Below are 13,364 nucleotides of genomic sequence, written 5' to 3' on the forward strand. Positions count from 1 at the left end.
GTCGTCATCATGGCACCTTCCTCGCCGAGCTTCGCTCAGCGTGTCAGTGCCGGAAACACCGTTATTTCCACAGTCCCAGGTCTTTCGACACTGTGTCGCCCGCCACGGTGATGGGACCGGTTTGAGCTGGGTTTAGCCACGGTCATGGGACCACCTGATTGCCAGTAATGGGACCACCGGCGTGTCGCGTCGAGGGCCGCTCGATAACTGGATCGGATCGTTTTCACATCGATGCATGTGAAGGGGTCCGCGGATGTTTCGGGAGGTTTCAGTGGTCGAGATTCGTGAAGTACTTCGGAGGTGGCTGGCAGGCGACGGACTGCGCGTGGTGGCTACCCAGGCCGGGGTGGATCGCAAAACCGCCCGCCGCTATGTCGAGGCCGCGGTGGCCGCGGGCCTGGACCGGGCCGGTGGTGTTGATCAACTCGACGACGCGTTGATCGGCGCGGTGGTCACCGTGGTGCGCCCCGACCGCCCCCACGGGTATGGACAAGTGTGGGAAGTGCTGTGCGCCAACCACGATCAGATCAACCAGTGGATCGACAACGGCCTGACAGTGGTCAAGATCGGTGACCTGCTGGCCCGCCAAGGCGTGATCGTCCCGCAACGCACGCTGCACCGCTACTGCCAGGAACACACCCAGTATCAGGGTCGCCGCCGCGGTGGGACGGTGCCCGTCGTCGATGGCGAGCCTGGGATGGAATGTCAGATCGACTTCGCCCGGATGGGGATGCTGTTCGACAGCGTGACGGGACGGCGTCGGGTGGTGCATGCGCTGATCTTCACCGCGGTGTATTCGCGGCACATGTTCGTGTGGTTGACGTTCTCCCAAACCCTGACCGCCGTGATCGACGGCTGCGAAGCGGCGTGGGATTTCTTCGGCGGCGTCTTCAAAGTCCTCATCCCCGACAACATGAGTACGGTTGTGGCCCATGCTGATTCGGTGAACCCTCGGTTCACCGTCGGATGGCTGGAATACGCCCAGGCCCGCGGATTCGCCACCGACCCGGCCCGGGTCGCTCACCCGCAAGACAAACCGCGTGTCGAGCGGATGGTGCAGTACGTCCGCAACAACTTCTTCGCCGGCGAAGAGTTCACCGACCTCGCTGACGCCCAGGACCGTGCCCAGGTGTGGTTGCGCCCAGAAAGCCGGGCGGCGTATCCACGGCACCACCTGCGCCCAGCCGGCAGTGGTGTTCGCCGAGCAGGAAGCCCCGGCGCTGTTGGCCGGGCCCTCGGTGCGGTATGCGGTGCCGGTGTATGCCAAGGTCAAAGTGGCCCGCGACTATCACGTTCAGCTGGCAAGGCGTTGTATTCGATCCCGCACCACCTGCGCGGACAGACGATCTCTGCGCGTGCCGATGATGAGTTGGCCAAGTTCTATCATCACGGACAGCTGATCAAGACTCATCCGCGCCAGCCCGCCGGCACCCGGTCCACCGACCCGGCTGATCTGCCCGCAGACAAGACCGGCTACGCGATGCGGGATCTGCACCGCCTCATCGCCACCGCGGCCGGTCACGGCCCGAATATCGGCAATCACACTGAACGACTGCTCGACCACGACCTGCCCTGGACCAGGATGCGGCAGGTGTATCGACTGCTCGGACTGGTCAAGCGTTACGGCCCAGCCCCGGTGGACACCGCCTGCGGACGCGCACTGGATCTCGATGTCGTGTCGGTGACCAAGATCGCCGCCATGCTGGAGCAGGCCATCGAGAACAGTCCGGTGCCGCCGCCGGGGGCCGCCTCCGGACTGGCGGCGGCCCGCTTCGCCCGCGACCCCCGCGACTACCGCCCCACACCGCGCTGCGCGTCCCGGCCGGACTGGTTGCACGTCATCGACGGCGGCACCACCGACGACCAGGATCAGGAGGGACTGTGGTGACCAAACCAACCAAAGAGGTTGTCAGCGACCCGCTCTCGGCCGATCTGAAGAAGGTGATGCGCCAACTCAAACTCTCACCGATACTCGACACCCTGCCCGATCGGCTCGCCCTGGCACGTCAACAACACCTGTCCCACGCTGCGTTCCTCGAACTGGTCCTCGCCGACGAAGCGACCCGCCGCGACACCAGCTCAGCAGCGCGGCGAGCCCGCGCTGCCGGCCTGGACCCCGCGATGCGGTTGGACACCTGGAACGAAAACGCTGCCGTGCGCTACGACCGGACCCTGTGGACTGATCTGACCAGTCTGCGGTTCCTCGACGCCGCCCACGGTGCGGTGGTCCTCGGGGCGCCCGAGGCTGGTTAGCACTGCACTCTCCTTCTATCGGGGTGTGTCGAACAGTCCATGCTGGTCGGGTTCGACCTGGATGCGGAGCCCTTTGCGGCGTCCGCGGTTGACGTGGACGGCTTGCAGTTCGCCGCGTTGGACCTTGTGCAACACGGTCTGTCGGGCCACGCCGAGCGCTGCGGCGGCCTCGTCGAGACCGAGCCAGCCTGCGGGAACCTCGGGTCGGATCCGATCCCGCAGTGCCTGATCGATGCGGATGCGCCAGGGTGCGCCGGGGGTGATCTGTTCGGCGGTGACGAATCCGTCGCGGATCCAGCGGTACAGGGTGGCCCGGGAGACGCCGAGGATGTGTTCGGCGTCGGTGATGGTGACCACGACGACATCGTCGCAGTCGGCTCCGACATCCGGTACTGGCGGCTGGTAGACCGGGATGTCGTGGCCGGCCCGCAGGATTGCCACCCGTGCCCGGGTGAACGGTAGGCCGGTCGCGGTGCGGCGCTTCTGCTTGGCCAGGATCGCGGCGATGGTGCGGTCCTCGTAGTGCTCGGCCAGGCGGCGCACCAGGGCCACGGTGGCCTCGTCGGTCACCCGCAGATGCTGACCTGGTTTGGTCATCGGCATCGACACCTCGGTGCCCGCCCCGCCCTGCCACAGGATCCGCAGTCGAGCGACGCGCTGTTGAGCGTCAACGGTGATGGCGATCTCGTCGATCACTGCGCGGATGAGTTGTTTGCGTTCCCGCAGGGTGGTGGTGGGGGCGTCGAACACCGCGCGTACGTCCGCGCCGGCGGTGCTGATCCAGGCCAGTTCCTGTTCGGTCAGCGCCACCGGGCGCCGGGCGCGTCGGGCGGCCAGATTGTTCTCCGCGGCGCGGACCCCGGCCAGCTTCGACTCCAACGTGGTCTCCAGTGTTCGTGCCACCAAACGGTTCTCCGGTTCGACGTTGTCGAATTGACGTTGCGCGCGGTCGGCTTCGTAGCGGGCCCGTTCGACTCCCAACTCCAACACCGCGAGATCGCGCCGATGGTGGGTGTCGGCTTCGGCCAATGCTTGGGCGGTGGCGGTCAGGGCTGCCGGTTCCAGGACGGTGAACAGTTCGTCGAGGACGGTGTTCTCCAACCGGATGCCGCCGATGCTCTGGCAGACGTGTTCACCGGCGTAGAGCTGTTTGGCGCGGGCACACACATACCGTGGGCAGTTGCCCTTGGTGCCCGAATAGGAGGTTTGCATGATCCGCCCGCACCGCCCGCAGCGCAACAGTCCCTGCAGCAGCGCCCGGCCCTCCCGCACCGCGCCACCGGCCAACTCTCGGGGGCGGCACCAATTGCCGCGCAGCCGTGCGGTGTTGGCCTCGAAGGTCTCCCAGGTGATGAACCCGCGATGGTGATCGGGGATCAGCACCTCCCACTGCTCGCGCGGCACCAGCCGATCCCGAGCATGCACCGTCCCGGTTTCGGGGTCGACCCGCTTCTCGGTGCGGGTGCGGCCGAACACGAACGCCCCGGCATAGGCCGGGTTGGTCAGCAGGTCGTGCACGGCAGGGTAGGTGGCCTGGGCCCAGAAGATTCGTTTGGAGCCGTTGCGCCGGCGCGGGAGCAGCACACCGTCTTCGCGCAACCGGATCAGCACTTGGCGAGCGGAGCCCAGTTCGTCGAAGCGGCGGAACACCGTGCTGATCGCCTCGCGCACCGCCTCGTCGGGGCATAGCACCACCTTGTCGTCCTCGTCGTAATCCAAGCCGACCGGAAGACCCTGCCGCAGTTCACCTCTGGCCGCCTTATGCTTCAATCCGGCAGTCAGGCGGGATCGGATCAGGTGCAGCTCAGCCTCCGACATCGTGCCCTTGAGCCCCAGCACCAGGCGGTCGTTGAAATCGGCGGGGTGATACACCCCGTCGGCATCGGCGATCAGAGTGTCGGTGATAGCGCACAAATCCAGCAGTTGATACCAGTCGGCGTTGTTGCGTGCCAGCCGCGACACCTCGATGCCCAACACGATCCCGACCTTGCCTAGACCGACATCGGCGACCAACTCCTTGAACCCGGTCCGCCCGGCGGTATGCGCCCCCGAGCGGCCCAGATCGGCATCGATCACCACGACCTGATGGGTGGGCCACCCCAGCATCACCGCCCGCTCACGCAATTCGTATTGTCGGGCAAGGGATTCGGTGTGATGAATCATCTGCGACGGTGTCGACTGGCGGACATAGACATACGCATCCCGCGAGCGGTGTGACACAGTGACCTTCTCGGTCGACAACAATAGCGACGGCACCGGCGCCCCCGCCGACCTCTGGCCAGTCATCGCTCACCCACCTCTGAGCTTGCGTCCTCGGCCAGCGCGCCGCGGGCGATCAGCCGGGCCAACAACGCCAGCACCTGGGTTCGGGTCTCCTCGGGAAGTGCCTGCCAACGGCAGGCCGGCACGGGTAAATCGCCCAGCCCAAAGGCAAGCTGGCGTGGAACAGCTACTCTCATAGCGCGCAAGTGGGTTCACTCTCCTGTAGTCGTGACCGCGATCAGGGACGAGGCGAACCTACTTGCGCGCCCACCCCCGACACGTCGACTTCGGCACGCGTCGCCATCTGCACCACCAACCGGTGCAGCGCCCGCAGCCCAGCGGCATCCAGCACCGACCGCGGGCCCGGCTCCACGACACCCAACACATCGGTGGCATCGCAACGGATCGTGCCCGGCGAGCCGTCGGGCAAATCGATCACCAACAACAACACGCCGTTCCACCGCTTGAACGACTTCGCCGCCAACAGCCGACCGAACAACGGGTGCGTCTCAGCCACCACCCGCACCTCACACGGCAAGACCGCACGCAACTGTTGCAGTCTGTCGCCTTCACTGTCGGTGTCGGTAAAACGCACCTGGCGACCGCGCCGGGCCACATCGCAGTGCGCCGTCGCATCCCGACCCTGATGCTGCGTGCTGATGCAATGTTCAAGCGACTGAAAGCATCTCGACTCGACAACAGCACCGAAGCCGAGATGCGACGCCTGGCTCAAGTCCGCCTTCTCATCATCGATGACTTCGCGCTGCAACCGCTCGACGCTATGGCCACCGCCGACTTCTACGAACTGGTTGTCGCCCGACATCAACGCAGCGCGACCATCGTGACCTCAAATCGCGGACCCGACAATGGCTCTCGGTCATGACCGACGCGATGCTCGCCGAATCCGCCGTCGACCGACTCACCTCCACCGCCCACGAACTCATCGTCGAGGGACCGTCTTACCGACAACGCCAAAGGCCTTCAGTTGACAGCTCGCCGCCAACCACAGATCATCCCCACTGAGCCAAACAGGTGGTCCCTACCCCGCGGCTAAACGGTGGTCCCATCACCCTGGCAAATGACACGACACTGGGCTCCGACCGGGTTTTCAGGCCACGCCGTCAGTCTGCTGCCGAGCCTGCTGACAGTTACCGGACTGTACTGTCGATGACCACCCACGCAAGGTCACCTCCGATCCACTGGTCGCGCGAACGGCCGAGGTCAACTGTTGCAACCCATCGAGCCCAGACAATGTCTGCCGCATCGACGTCACTATGCCGGGGTATACAGAGAGGCAGCTGGGTCGGATAACGTTGAAGCACAAAGTCATTACCGGCGACTACCAACCTTGCGCGGATCGACGAATTGCGGTTTCAACCTCGTGGGGCCGTCCTGGACGCAGTGTCCCGCACCCGGATAATGGTGTATAAGAATCAAGCGGTGGTGCCGTCGGCCTTAACGGCGGCAGTATTGGACATCTCCGGCTCGGCGGTGGGCAGCTTCAGCCGTTTGAGCAGCAATGCGTTCACGGCCACGATGAGGCTCGAGCCCGACATGGACAGGGCGGCGATTTCGGGACGCAGCACCAGACCAAAGGCGGGCTCGAATACCCCGGCGGCAATCGGCAGCGCGATGACGTTGTATCCGACAGCCCAGCCCAGATTTTGACGCATCTTGCGCAGCGTTGCACGGCCGATGCGCAATGCGATCGGCACGTCGAGCGGATCGGAGCGCATGAGCACTAAATCGGCGGTCTCGATAGCGACGTCGGTCCCGGCGCCGATCGCCACACCGAGATCTGCCTGGGCCAGGGCGGGCGCGTCGTTGACTCCGTCGCCGACCATTGCGACCTTCTTGCCGAGGCGTTGCAGAGCGGCGATGTTGGCGGCCTTGTCCTCGGGGAGCACCTCGGCGATGACGGCGTCGATACCCAATTGGGCGGCGATACGCCTGGCAGTCGCCTCATTGTCGCCGCTGAGCATCACCACCTCGACTCCGAGGTCATGCAGCGCCTGCACCGCTGCCGCAGACGTCTCCCGGGCGGCGTCCGCCAGCGCCACCACCCCGACCCCTCGGCCGTCGACCGAAACGAGCACCGCGGTTCGGCCGGTGGATGCCAGTTCGTCGCGGCGGTCCATCAACGCGCCGAACTCGGCGTTCTCCTCGACCATCAGCTTGCGGTTGCCTACCGCCACACGAAGCCCGGCTACCTCAGCAGTGGCGCCATGGCCGGGCACATTGCGAAACCCGGTCAACTCCCGGGGAGTAATCCCCCGTTCGGCCGCGTACCGCACGATCGCCGCCGCCAACGGGTGCTCAGACTCGGCTTCCAGCGCAGCGACCAGCGCCAGCATCTCCTCTTCGCTCATGCCGTCGGTGACAACGTCGGTGACTTCCGGCTCGCCTTTCGTCAGGGTGCCGGTCTTGTCCATCACCACGGTGTCGACGCGTGCCGAGGCTTCCAGTGCCGTGGCGTTCTTGAACAGCACACCCCGTTTGGCACCCAGTCCCGTGCCGACCATGATCGCCGTCGGGGTGGCCAATCCGAGGGCGTCGGGACAGGTGATAACCACGACGGTGATGGCGAACAGCAACGCGGTCTGTACCTCGGCCCCCACGGCCAACCAAACCAGGAAGGTCGCGGTGCCACCGATCAGCGCAACGAATACCAACCAGAAGGCCGCCCGGTCGGCCAACCGCTGCCCGGGTGCCTTCGAGTTCTGCGCTTTCTGGACCATCTCCACGATCTGTGCCAGCACCGTCTCAGAGCCCACCTTGGTGGCGCGCACCCGCAGCGTGCCGGTGGTGTTGATTGACGCTCCGATCACCGTGGACCCCGGATCCTTGGCCACTGGGAGACTCTCGCCGGTGACCATGGATTCATCGACCTCGGAATGGCCTTCGGCGACAGTGCCGTCCACCGGGATCTTCGCGCCGGGACGAATCAGGAGGAGATCACCGACAACCACCTCGGCGGTGGGCACTTCAACGGGTTGGCTGTCGCGCAGCACCACCGCCATCGGCGGCGCCAACTCCAGCAGCCTGCGAATCGCGTCGTTGGCGCCGCCACGCGCGCGCATCTCGAACCAGTGACCCAACAGCACGAAGGCGGTGAGTATCGACGCGGCTTCGTAGAACACCTCACCGCCGCCGGTCAGGGTGACGCCGACACTGTAAAGCCACCCCGCGCCGACCGCGACGGCGACGAGCACCATCATGTCCAGGGTGCGGGCGCGCAGCGCCCGCCACGCGCCGTCGAAGAAGATCCACGCCGAGTAGAAAACGACCGGCAGACTCAGCAGCAGCGTGAAGACGTCATCGCGCAGCCCGAACGGGGCCGGCACGCTGAAGCCGAACATGTCGCGGCCCATCGGTGACCACAACATGATCGGGATCGACAGCACCAACGCCACGAGGAACCGGTTCCGCATGTCGCGAACCATGTCCTCCATCGACGCGCCGCCGTGTCCGCCGTGGCCCATCAACTCCTGCGGTGAGCGCGTCCGGTCGCCGCTAGCCCGATGATCTTCGAATCCGCCCGCAACCTGCGGCGCATCGTGGCGTGCGGCAGCACGGTCATCACCGGGATCGGCCAGGGGATCACACACATGGTCGGGAACCGAGCGGCCCTGACAATGAAACCCACATTCGCGCACCCACTGCGCTAGCTCCGCCACCGACGTCTGCGCCGGGTCGTAGGAGACCGTGGCGGTCTGATTGGCGGCGTTGGCCGTCACCGCGTTCACACCCGGCCGACGCATCAAAGTGTTCTCGATCACCGGCTCCGAGGTAGCCCAATGCAGCCCCCCGACCTCCAGAACGGTTGTTTCAGTCATCACGTGGCTTCCTCGGACGGGGCGGGCATATGCTCAGTTTTCGCTTCCACTCGCCAATCTGCTCGCACGCGCGCGCAGCAAAACCACAGGCGGTTGTGTCGCCCTGGCATGCGCCAGTTTTCACCGTTACGGTATGGCTGCGATTGGCGTCCGATGAAGACTCAATAAAGAGAAGACTCCCGCGCGCTACCTCCAGTCGCCCTGAGCGGTCACGCGTTAGAGTTCGGCGTCGCGATCCTCATTCGTTCAGCCCATCGGCGTCCGCGGCGGAACCCCTTACGCATAGAAAACCGGCATAGTCCAGCGTGCCGACGACTACAGATGGCGAATGCTTCAGCACAGGTTTCTGGAATACCCCCACAGGGTATAAGGTTAAGGCTGAGTGCGAACAGGTGTTGCGTCTGCCATAGGAGTAAGCACAGGCGACCGAACCGGTTGTCACTGTTCACAAACCAGGCAGAACTGCCAGCTGCTCGCCCCCGCCGGGTGCGCCAGTGAGAAGGAGGATGACCATGACGAGAAGCGAATATCGTGTCACCGGGATGACATGCGCTCACTGCGAGATGTCAGTTCAGGAGGAAGTCAGCGCGGTTGAGGGCGTCCAGCAAGTTGAAGTCAATGCGGCGACCGGCAAGCTGGTCGTCACCAGCGATGAGCCGATCGACGACGCCGCCGTGCTCGCGGCCGTCGGTGAGGCCGGGTACGCGGCGGTCCGGACCTGATGAATGTCCCTGCCAGGCTCGGAATGTTCGGCGTCGGTCTCGCGTTGTTGTTCGGCGCCGCTGCCGCCGTCTCGGGCGCCGCGGTGCCCGAAACGGTCGTTTCGGCTTGGACGCAGAACGCACGTGCCTCCCACGGCCAACCCGAAGAAAACAGCGGTTCGGAGTCTTTCGGCGCCGCATTGCCCGGATTGTCCATCGAAGAGCAGGGTTACAGGCTCAGCGTTGTCACCGCGCCGGGTCGAGTCGCTACGCCGGGCGTTATGGCCTTCCAGATCATCGACGTCGACGGCCAGGCGCTCACCGAGTACGCAGTCTCCCACGATAAGCAGATGCACATGATCGTGGTCCGCTCGGATGGCACCCAATACCGCCACGAACATCCGGTCATGAACCCACAGGGTGTGTGGTCCTTGCCATGGGCATGGAGTGCTGCCGGCACCTACCGTATCTACGCCGACTTCGTGCCCGAAGGCCGCACGAAGCAACCCGCCGTCACTTTGACCCGCACGGTGGAGGTCGCCGGTCCCTATGTCCCCACACCGGTCGCCCCACCATCCTCGCGCGCTGTGGTCGATGGCATGGAGGTAACCCTCACGGGGAATTTGTCGGCCGGATCAGTTTCGGAGTTGTCGGCCCGCATCAGTCGCGGCGGCCAACCGGTGACCTCGGTGCAGCCGTACCTAGGCGCAGTCGGTCACCTGGTGGCGCTGCGGCAGGGCGACCTCGCCTACCTGCACGCGCACCCACAAGGAGATATCCCCGCCAAGGGCACCCCTGTCGAGCAGATGCGGTTTCTCGTCGAGGCACCCACCCCCGGTCGCTATCTGCTTTACCTCGATTTCCAAGTGGACGGCAGGGTTCGGACGGCGCACTTCGCTGTGGATGCCGCATCGACGCGAGCCTCTACCGCCGATCACCGCACCGGTGTTGGCGAAGACCATGGCGACCGCTAGCCCGCGACCCGCCCAATCGCGACTGGAAGGAGTTACCGATGCCAACATCTTCGGCCCAGCCGGAATCGACGCGCACCCACATCGAACTCGACATCGGCGGAATGACATGCGCTTCCTGTGCGTCGCGCATCGAGCGAAAACTCAACAGACTCGACGGTGTCACCGCCACGGTGAACTACGCCACCGAGAAGGCCCAGATCAGCGCACTACCTGAAATCGGTACCGAAGCATTGATCGCCGAGGTCGAAAAGACGGGCTACACCGCTGCGGTGCCCCACGCGGCCGACGACGCCACCCCTGACACCGACGCACAGGACGCATCCGATCCCGAGCTCACCGCGCTGCGGAACCGGCTGATCGGTGCAATCGTACTGTCCGTGCCGGTCATCGCGATGGCGATGGTCCCTGCGCTGCAGATCACGTACTGGCAGTGGGCATCCCTCGCACTGGCCGCCCCGGTGGTCGTGTGGGCCGCCTGGCCATTCCACAAGGCGGCCCTGATCAACCTGCGTCACGGCACCGCCACCATGGACACCCTGATTTCGCTCGGCACCACAGCGGCGCTGCTCTGGTCGCTGTATGCATTGTTCCTCGGAACCGCCGGCATCCCAGGCATGACCCACGGCTTTTCGCTCACCGTCACCCCCACCGACGGCGCCGCCAATATTTACCTCGAGGTGGCCGCCGGCGTCACGATGTTCGTTCTGGCCGGACGCTATTTCGAGAAGCGATCCAAACGGCAGGCAGGTGCGGCGCTGCGATCCCTGTTACAGCTGGGCGCCAAGGAGGTAGCTGTCGTCCGCGATGGCGTCGAGTCCCGCATACCGATCGATCAGCTCGCGGTCGGTGATGTGTTCGTGGTGCGGCCCGGGGAAAAGATCGCCACCGACGGTGTGGTGGTGTCGGGAACCTCCGCCATCGACGCGTCAATGCTGACCGGCGAATCGGTGCCCGTGGAGGTCACCGAAGGTGACACGGTCACAGGCGCCACCGTCAATGCCGGTGGCCGCCTGGTCGTGCGCGCCACTCGCGTCGGGTCGGACACCCAACTGGCGCAGATGGCCAAGCTGGTTGAGAACGCTCAGTCCGGCAAGGCGCAGGTGCAGCGACTGGCCGACAGAGTGTCGGGAGTCTTTGTGCCCGTGGTGATCGCGATCTCCGTCGCGGCACTCGGCGCCTGGCTTGGCGCAGGATTCCCGGTGAGCGCGGCCTTCACCGCGGCTGTGGCGGTGCTGATCATCGCCTGCCCCTGCGCATTGGGGCTGGCCACACCGACGGCGCTGTTGGTCGGCACGGGGCGCGGCGCCCAGTTGGGCATCCTGATCAAAGGCCCCGAAGTGTTGGAGTCCACGCGCCGTATCGACACGGTCGTCTTGGATAAAACCGGCACCGTCACGACCGGCGAAATGACTTTGATCGATGTCATTCCCACCGAAGGCACCGACCGTGCCGAGCTGTTGAGGTTTGCCGGCGCCCTCGAGGATGCCTCCGAGCATCCCATCGCCAAGGCGATTGCCACCGGCGCCGCTCGCGAGGTGGGCGCATTGCCGACCGTAGAGGACTTCACCAATGTGGAAGGCAAAGGCGTGCAGGGCACTGTCGGCGGGCACGCCGTCGTCGTCGGCCGGGACTCACTGCTGGCCGACTGGTCACAGCGGCTCTCGCCGGAGCTGGCCGACGCGAAAGCTCACGCTGAGCGCGCCGGCAAGACCGTAGTGGCGGTCGGATGGGATGGCCAATCCCGAGGTCTGCTGGCAATAGCAGATCAAGTGAAGCCGACCAGTGCCGAAGCCATCTCTCAGTTCACCGCTCTTGGTTTGACGCCGATGCTGCTCACCGGCGACAACGCAACCGTGGCCCACGAAATCGGCGCCGAAGTCGGCATTGACCGTGTCATCGCCGAAGTGCTTCCCCAGGACAAGGTGGATGTGATCCGCCAGCTACAAGCCGACGGCAAAGTCGTCGCGATGGTGGGCGACGGCGTCAATGACGCCGCGGCACTAGCGCAGGCCGACCTTGGCCTGGCAATGGGCACCGGCACCGACGTCGCCATCGAAGCCGCCGACATCACGCTGGTGCGCGGGGATCTGCGCAGCGCTGCTGATGCGATCCGGCTGTCGCGCAAGACATTACGCACAATCAAAACGAACTTGTTCTGGGCGTTCGCGTATAATGTCGCGGCGATACCTCTAGCCGCAGTGGGGTTACTCAACCCGATGCTGGCCGGTGCAGCGATGGCGTTCTCGAGCGTCTTCGTCGTTGGCAACAGCCTGCGGTTGCGGTCGTTCGGTAGCCAGACCGACGGTGCCGCACCGTCGGTCGTCGCCCCGCAGCCCCACATTCCGGAATTGGCAGAGGCGCGCAGAGCAGTCTGACCGCTGACCAACGTACCAACGGAAGAACGACGGACCCGAAACCCCTTGAAGGAGGCCACGTTGAACCCCACAACACAGCCGCCACCAGTATCATCGTCAGCCTCGCCCCATCACGGCTACATGACCAGTAAAGACCGCTACCTCGACCGCATCAGACGCATCGAAGGTCAGGTCCGCGGAGTGCAGAGGATGGTCGAGGAGGAGCAGTACTGCATCGATATCCTCACCCAGGTAAGCGCTTTGACCCGTGCGTTGCAAGCGGTCGCACTGGCCCTGCTTGATGATCACCTCAGACACTGCGTCATCGACGCAGCGCACGCAGGCGGCGCGGAGGCGGACGCGAAGATCAAGGAGGCCACCGACGCCATCGCCAGACTGGTGCGCTCCTAAGTCAACCCAGCGAGGTAAGCAACTGCTGGCACGCCTGCTCGCACCGTCGGCACACCTCTGCACAGGCTCGGCAATGCTCGTGCTGCTCGGCGTGGCGGGCGCACTCATCGGCGCAGGACCGGCACGCCGTGGCACACGCCTGCAGCACCGAGCGGGTCACGTTGGCGTCATAGCCGGTGTGGCGCGACAACACCGCGGCAGTCGTCGCACACACATCCGCACAGTCGAGGTTGGTCCGGACGCAGGTTGTCAGCTGCTGCACCGACTGTTCACTCAAACAAGCATCGGCGCACGCAGTACAGGCCTGTGCGCACTCCACACACGCCTCGATACACGCGGTCAACGCGGCACTGTCAACACCACCGAGGTCCTGCGGGTAGGTCTCCAGCATCTTGGCTACGGTGCTCATGGGTAAGTCCTCCATCGATTCTGATCGTTGTCGCGACCGATCGACGCAGATCGCGACGACCGCTCAATTGGACCCTGTTGCCGCGAGGACGCGGGCTCCACCACTCCACTACCCGGCCGAATCTACGCTGAAACTCCGTAGAGCGGAACCTAGTAGACCCATGA

General features: G+C 65.0%; 13 protein-coding genes. 8 read left to right on the top strand and 5 right to left on the bottom strand.

The features are described from left to right. The first annotated feature begins 346 nt into the window (after positions 1-346). On the top strand, positions 347-1,888 hold the full coding sequence (locus A5759_RS04835; RefSeq protein WP_369816165.1) for an IS21 family transposase: 1,542 nt from the start codon (positions 347-349) through the stop codon (positions 1,886-1,888). After that, positions 1,885-2,253 (top strand): ATP-binding protein, encoded by a 369-nt coding sequence (locus A5759_RS04840; protein WP_197505956.1) that lies wholly within the window; start codon positions 1,885-1,887, stop codon positions 2,251-2,253. Before A5759_RS04835 ends, A5759_RS04840 begins: the two co-directional genes overlap by 4 nt. Positions 2,254-2,268: 15 nt before the next feature. On the opposite strand, the gene A5759_RS04845 is transcribed toward A5759_RS04840, so the two are convergent. From A5759_RS04845 to A5759_RS26290, 3 genes are all read right to left on the bottom strand, one after another. Further along, entirely contained in the window at positions 2,269-4,539 is a 2,271-nt protein-coding gene (locus A5759_RS04845; RefSeq protein WP_068194566.1) for a recombinase family protein, read from the bottom strand. Next, a complete protein-coding gene (locus A5759_RS26445) occupies positions 4,536-4,661 on the bottom strand; it encodes a hypothetical protein (RefSeq protein ID WP_255391125.1) in 126 nt (41 codons plus the stop codon). Before A5759_RS26445 ends, A5759_RS04845 begins: the two co-directional genes overlap by 4 nt. A gap of 92 nt (positions 4,662-4,753) precedes the next feature. Beyond that, complete coding sequence (locus A5759_RS26290) at positions 4,754-5,032, bottom strand: hypothetical protein (RefSeq protein WP_231984547.1); 279 nt, start codon at positions 5,030-5,032, stop codon at positions 4,754-4,756. On the opposite strand from A5759_RS26290, the gene A5759_RS26295 reads away from it, so the two are divergent. Together A5759_RS26295 and A5759_RS26545 are read left to right on the top strand one after the other, a co-directional pair. Beyond that, on the top strand, positions 5,018-5,398 hold the full coding sequence (locus A5759_RS26295; protein ID WP_369816166.1) for an ATP-binding protein: 381 nt from the start codon (positions 5,018-5,020) through the stop codon (positions 5,396-5,398). The two genes, A5759_RS26290 and A5759_RS26295, sit on opposite strands and share 15 nt — an antisense overlap. 8 nt (positions 5,399-5,406) lie before the next feature. Then, entirely contained in the window at positions 5,407-5,538 is a 132-nt protein-coding gene (locus tag A5759_RS26545) for a hypothetical protein (protein ID WP_369816168.1), read from the top strand. A gap of 410 nt (positions 5,539-5,948) precedes the next feature. Here A5759_RS26545 and A5759_RS04855 read toward each other — a convergent pair whose 3' ends face one another. Further along, entirely contained in the window at positions 5,949-8,351 is a 2,403-nt protein-coding gene (locus A5759_RS04855; RefSeq protein WP_197505957.1) for a cation-translocating P-type ATPase, read from the bottom strand. 512 nt (positions 8,352-8,863) lie between these two features. Here A5759_RS04855 and A5759_RS04860 point away from each other — a divergent pair. The 4 genes from A5759_RS04860 to A5759_RS04875 all read left to right on the top strand — a co-directional run bounded on the left by A5759_RS04860 (position 8,864) and on the right by A5759_RS04875 (position 12,791). Next, entirely contained in the window at positions 8,864-9,073 is a 210-nt protein-coding gene (locus A5759_RS04860; RefSeq protein ID WP_068194618.1) for a heavy-metal-associated domain-containing protein, read from the top strand. 23 nt (positions 9,074-9,096) lie between these two features. After that, the gene (locus A5759_RS04865; protein WP_231984548.1) at positions 9,097-10,026 is read left to right on the top strand and encodes a heavy-metal-associated domain-containing protein; all 930 of its coding nucleotides are present in this window, start codon (positions 9,097-9,099) and stop codon (positions 10,024-10,026) included. A 38-nt stretch (positions 10,027-10,064) separates the two neighbouring features. Then, a complete protein-coding gene (locus A5759_RS04870) occupies positions 10,065-12,401 on the top strand; it encodes a cation-translocating P-type ATPase (RefSeq protein ID WP_068194580.1) in 2,337 nt (778 codons plus the stop codon). A 120-nt stretch (positions 12,402-12,521) separates the two neighbouring features. Beyond that, on the top strand, positions 12,522-12,791 hold the full coding sequence (locus A5759_RS04875; RefSeq protein WP_068194583.1) for a metal-sensitive transcriptional regulator: 270 nt from the start codon (positions 12,522-12,524) through the stop codon (positions 12,789-12,791). A 1-nt stretch (position 12,792) separates the two neighbouring features. Here A5759_RS04875 and A5759_RS04880 read toward each other — a convergent pair whose 3' ends face one another. Then, on the bottom strand, positions 12,793-13,200 hold the full coding sequence (locus A5759_RS04880) for a four-helix bundle copper-binding protein (protein ID WP_068194621.1): 408 nt from the start codon (positions 13,198-13,200) through the stop codon (positions 12,793-12,795). Between the last annotated feature and the right edge of the window lie 164 nt (positions 13,201-13,364).

The sequence above is a fragment of the Mycobacterium sp. 852014-52144_SCH5372336 genome (genome assembly GCF_001665615.1).
Classification (GTDB): Bacteria; Actinomycetota; Actinomycetes; order Mycobacteriales; family Mycobacteriaceae; genus Mycobacterium; species Mycobacterium neumannii_A.

What these genes read in the sequence shown, in the direction of transcription:
- A5759_RS04870 (WP_068194580.1), top strand. Translation starts at nt 10,065, where the DNA reads ATGCCAACATCTTCGGCCCAGCCGGAATCGACGCGCACCCACATCGAA.
- A5759_RS26545 (WP_369816168.1), top strand. Translation starts at nt 5,407, where the DNA reads ATGCTCGCCGAATCCGCCGTCGACCGACTCACCTCCACCGCCCACGAA.
- A5759_RS04860 (WP_068194618.1), top strand. Translation starts at nt 8,864, where the DNA reads ATGACGAGAAGCGAATATCGTGTCACCGGGATGACATGCGCTCACTGC.
- A5759_RS04845 (WP_068194566.1), bottom strand. Translation starts at nt 4,539, where the DNA reads ATGACTGGCCAGAGGTCGGCGGGGGCGCCGGTGCCGTCGCTATTGTTG.
- A5759_RS04855 (WP_197505957.1), bottom strand. Translation starts at nt 8,351, where the DNA reads ATGACTGAAACAACCGTTCTGGAGGTCGGGGGGCTGCATTGGGCTACC.
- A5759_RS04865 (WP_231984548.1), top strand. Translation starts at nt 9,097, where the DNA reads ATGTTCGGCGTCGGTCTCGCGTTGTTGTTCGGCGCCGCTGCCGCCGTC.
- A5759_RS04875 (WP_068194583.1), top strand. Translation starts at nt 12,522, where the DNA reads ATGACCAGTAAAGACCGCTACCTCGACCGCATCAGACGCATCGAAGGT.
- A5759_RS04880 (WP_068194621.1), bottom strand. Translation starts at nt 13,200, where the DNA reads ATGAGCACCGTAGCCAAGATGCTGGAGACCTACCCGCAGGACCTCGGT.